3 protein-coding genes and 1 pseudogene are annotated in these 4,764 nt (G+C 68.0%); all 4 read right to left on the reverse strand.

Annotated elements, in window-relative coordinates:
* A partial coding sequence (locus DIE21_RS36525) for a formate dehydrogenase subunit delta (RefSeq protein WP_148092774.1) occupies window positions 1-137 on the reverse strand: 137 nt, incomplete at its 3' end.
* A gap of 7 nt (window positions 138-144) precedes the next feature.
* On the reverse strand, window positions 145-3,096 hold the full coding sequence (gene fdhF, locus DIE21_RS36530; RefSeq protein WP_124502174.1) for a formate dehydrogenase subunit alpha: 2,952 nt from the start codon (window positions 3,094-3,096) through the stop codon (window positions 145-147).
* Between the two features lie 17 nt (window positions 3,097-3,113).
* Window positions 3,114-4,691: an NADH-quinone oxidoreductase subunit NuoF gene (locus tag DIE21_RS36535; protein ID WP_124502175.1), complete on the reverse strand. Its 1,578-nt coding sequence runs from the start codon at window positions 4,689-4,691 to the stop codon at window positions 3,114-3,116.
* Window positions 4,688-4,764: pseudogene (locus DIE21_RS36540) on the reverse strand (formate dehydrogenase); the annotation flags it as partial. The gene DIE21_RS36535 and the pseudogene DIE21_RS36540, both read right to left, overlap by 4 nt.

Raw genomic sequence — 4,764 nt, forward strand, 5'->3', positions numbered from 1 at the left:
AGCGCACGCCGCATCCGCGGCTCCCAGAAGCGCCGGATATGCTCGGCGATTCCGGCCAGCGCTTCTTCGCGATCGGGCATCGATTCGAAGAAAGCGCCGATCTGGTTGGCCATGTCGATCAGGTGTCCGTTGTCCATCGCGTCCTCACTTGCCCGTCGTCACGGCAGCCGACGCGGCGGCACGGCGCTCGAGCAGGTCGAGCTGCTCCGAGTTGAAGCGCGCGTACGCACGCTGCCAGTCGGACGGCTGCGCAACCGGCATCACCTGCACGGCAGTCACCTTGTATTCCGGGCAGTTCGTCGCCCAGTCGGAGCTGTCCGTCGTGATCACGTTCGCGCCTGATTCGGGGAAGTGGAACGTCGTGTACACGACGCCCGGCTGCATGCGGTCGGACACGAGCGCGCGCAACACGGTCTGGCCCGCCCGCGATTCGATGCCGACCCAGTCGCCGGTCCGGATCCCGCGATCCTCCGCGTCGTGCGGGTGGATCTCGAGGCGGTCCTCTTCGTGCCACCGGACGTTCTCGGTCCGGCGCGTCTGCGCACCGACGTTGTATTGCGACAGGATGCGGCCCGTGGTCAGGATCAGCGGATAGCGCTGCGTGACCTTTTCCGGCGTCGGAATGAACTGCGTGATCACGAACCGGCCCTTGCCGCGCACGAACGCGTCGATGTGCATCGTCGGCGTGCCGTCCGGCGCCTGTTCGTTGCACGGCCACTGGATGCTGCCGAGCGCATCGAGCTTCGCGTACGACACACCCGAGAAGGTCGGCGTGAGCCGCGCGATTTCGTCCATGATTTCCGACGGATGCGTGTAGTGCATGTCGTAGCCGAGCGCCTGCGACAGCAGCAGCGTCACTTCCCAGTCCGCGTAGCCCGCGAGCGGCGGCATCACCTTGCGTACGCGCGAGATGCGGCGCTCCGCGTTCGTGAACGTGCCGTCCTTCTCGAGGAACGTCGAGCCCGGCAGCAGCACGTGCGCGTATTTCGCGGTTTCGTTCAGGAAGATGTCCTGCACGACGATGCATTCCATCGACGACAGCGCGGCGGCGACGTGCTGCGTGTTCGGGTCCGACTGGACGATGTCCTCGCCCTGGCAGTAGAGCCCCTTGAAGCTGCCGTCGAGCGCCGCGTCGAACATGTTCGGGATGCGCAGCCCCGGTTCCGGCTGTAGCGTGGCCGACCATGCTTCTTCGAACTGACTGCGCACGCTTGCGTCGCTGATGTGCCGGTAGCCGGGCAGCTCATGCGGGAACGAGCCCATGTCGCACGAGCCCTGCACGTTGTTCTGGCCGCGCAGCGGATTGACGCCGACGCCTTCGCGGCCGATGTTGCCGGTTGCCATCGCGAGGTTCGCGATGCCCATCACCGTCGTCGAGCCTTGCGCATGTTCGGTCACGCCGAGGCCGTAGTAGATCGCGGCGTTGCCGCCGGTCGCATAGAGCCGCGCGGCTTCGCGCACCAGCTCGGCCGGCACGCCCGTCACGTCCGCGGTCGCTTCGGGCGAGTTGTCGGCACGCGACACGAAGTCGCGCCATTGCTCGAACGCGCGCGTCTCGCAGCGTTCGGCGACGAACGCGTCGGCGACGAGCCCTTCGGTGACGATCACGTGCGCGAGCGCATTGACCATCGCGACGTTGGTGCCGGGTCGCAGCTGCAGGTGGTGCGTGGCCTTCACGTGCGGGCCGTCGACCACGTCGATGCGGCGCGGGTCGATCACGATCAGCTTCGCACCTTCGCGGATGCGCCGCTTCATGCGCGAGCCGAACACCGGATGGCCGTCGGTCGGGTTCGCGCCCATCACGACGATCACGTCGGCTTGGCTGACCGACGCGAAGGTCTGCGTGCCGGCCGATTCGCCGAGCGTCGTCTTCAGGCCATAGCCGGTCGGCGAATGGCACACGCGCGCGCAGGTGTCGACGTTGTTGTTGCCGAATGCGGCGCGCACGAGCTTCTGCACGAGGTAGGTTTCCTCGTTCGTGCAGCGCGACGACGTGATGCCGCCGATCGAATCGCGGCCGTACTTCTGCTGCAGCTTGCGGAATTGCGTCGCCGCGTAGGTGAGCGCCTCTTCCCAGCTGACTTCGCGCCACGGGTCGGTGATCTTCTCGCGGATCATCGGCTTCGTGATGCGGTCCTTGTGTGTTGCGTAGCCCCATGCGAAGCGGCCCTTCACGCACGCGTGGCCTTCGTTCGCGAGGCCGTTCTTGTGCGGCGTCATGCGCACGACCTGCGTACCCTTCATCTCTGCCTTGAACGAGCAGCCGACGCCGCAGTACGCGCAGGTCGTGACGACCGAGTGCTCGGCCTGGCCGAGCTGGACGACGGACTTTTCCTGCAGCGTGGCGGTCGGGCAGGCGGCGACGCAGGCGCCGCACGACACGCATTCCGATGCCATGAACGGTTCGCTTTCGCCGGCGGCGACGCGTGATTCGAAGCCGCGCGCGGCGATCGTCAGCGCGAACGTGCCTTGCGTTTCCTCGCACGCGCGTACGCAGCGGTTGCACACGATGCACTTCGACGGATCGTACGTGAAGTACGGATTCGATTCGTCCTTCTGCTCGCGCAGGTGATTCGCGCAGTCGTTGCCGTAGCGTACTTCGCGCAAGCCGACGACGCCCGCCATGTCCTGCAGCTCGCAGTCGCCGTTGGCGGGGCAGGTGAGGCAGTCGAGCGGGTGGTCGGAGATGTACAGCTCCATCACGTTGCGGCGCAGCGACTGCAGCCGGTCCGACTGCGTGCGCACCTTCATCCCGGCTTCGGCGGGCGTCGTGCATGACGCCGGGTAGCCGCGTCGGCCTTCGATTTCGACGAGGCACAGTCGGCACGAGCCGAACGGTTCGAGCGAATCGGTCGCGCAGAGCTTGGGCACGTTGACGCCGGCTTCGATCGCGGCGCGCATCACCGACGTGCCGGCCGGCACCGTCACCGGCTGGCCGTCGATTTCGAGCGTGACATCGGTATCGGCATGCCGTTGCGGCGTGCCGTAGTCGGTATCGTCGAGCGGATCGAATGCGCGCGCCTGTGCGGTGCTCTTGCACGCGCATTGGCCCGAGCCGCAGCCGCCTTGGCGGACGTTGTTCGTGTCGAGGGACATGCAGGGCTCCTTCTGGGTCAGGCCGCAGCCTTGACCGGACCCGACGCGGCTTGCTTGCCGGCGGCGAGCCCGAAATCTTCGGGGAAATGGTCGAGCGCGGACAGCACCGGATACGGCGTCATCCCGCCCATCGCGCACAGCGAGCCGGCGAGCATCGTGTCGCACAGGTCGCGCAGCAGCGTGACCTGTCGCTCCGACCTGTCGCCTTCGCGAATGCGTGCGATCGTCTCGACGCCGCGCGTCGATCCGATCCGGCACGGCGTGCACTTGCCGCACGATTCGATCGCGCAGAACTTCATCGCGTATTCGGCGAGCGCCGCGAGATTCGACGTGTCGTCGTGCAGCACGATGCCGCCGTGGCCGACGACTGCGCCGATGGCCGTATAGGCCTCGTAGTCGAGCGGCACATCCCACTGGTGTTCGGGCAGATAGGTGCCGAGCGGGCCGCCGACCTGGGCGGCGCGCGCGGGCCGGCCGCTCGCCGTGCCGCCGCCGTAGTCGAACAGGAGCTCGCGCAGCGTGACGCCGAACGCGAGCTCGACGAGACCGCCGTGGCGAATGTTGCCCGCGAGCTGGAACGGCAGCGTGCCGCGCGAGCGGCCCATCCCGTAGTCGCGATAGAACGCGGCGCCGCGCGCGAAGATCACCGGCGCGGTCGCGAGCGTGATGACGTTGTTGATCACGGTCGGCTGACCGAACAGGCCGGCGAGCGCAGGCAGCGGCGGCTTCGCGCGCACGACGCCGCGCTTGCCTTCGAGCGATTCGAGCAGTGCCGTTTCCTCGCCGCATACGTACGAGCCGGCGCCCTTCGCGACGTGCAGGTCGAACGCATGCGCGGAGCCGAGCACGTGTTCGCCGAGCCAGCCGGCTTCGCGGGCGCGCACGATCGCGGTTTCGAGTGCCGCGATCGCGTGCGGGTATTCGCTGCGCACGTAGATGTAGCCGAGCGTCGCGCCCGTCGCGATGCCTGCGATGATCATCCCTTCGATCAGGCAGTACGGGTCGCTTTCCATGATCAGGCGATCGGAGAACGTGCCCGAATCGCCTTCATCCGCGTTGCAGACGATGTATTTCTGCGTCGCGCTGGCCTGCCGGACGGTGCGCCACTTGATGCCGGCCGGGAAGGCCGCGCCGCCGCGGCCGCGCAGCCCCGATTCGATCAGCAATTCGCACGCGGCGTCGCCGTCGAGCGCGAGTGCGTTCTTCAGGCCGGCGAGGCCGTCGTGCTTCAGGTAGTCGTCGATCGACAGCGGATCGGTCAGGCCGATGCGCGCGAACGTGAGGCGCTGCTGGCACGCGAGATAGGGCAACGCGTCGACGAGGCCGACGCCGCTCGGGTGCGCGCCGCCGTCGAGCCAGTTCGCATCGAACAGCGCGGACACGTCGGCGGCCGACAGGTTCGCGTAGCCGACGCGCCCGGCGGACGTGCCGACCTCGACGAGCGGCTCGAGCCACAGCAACCCGCGCGAACCGTTGCGGATCAGTTCGATCGCGACCCCGCGCCGCTCGGCTTCCGCGACGATCGCGGCGGCGAGGGCGTCGGCGCCGAGCGCCAGCGCGGACGAATCGCGCGGAACGTAGATGCGGGTCGTCATGCGGCCTCCGGGGTGTGGGCGGCCGCGTCGGCGAGCAGGGCGTCGAACTTCTCCGGCGTGACCTTGGCGTGCA

Origin of the sequence: Burkholderia sp. Bp9140 (genome assembly GCF_003853425.1) — a bacterium.
Taxonomy (GTDB): domain Bacteria; phylum Pseudomonadota; class Gammaproteobacteria; order Burkholderiales; family Burkholderiaceae; genus Burkholderia.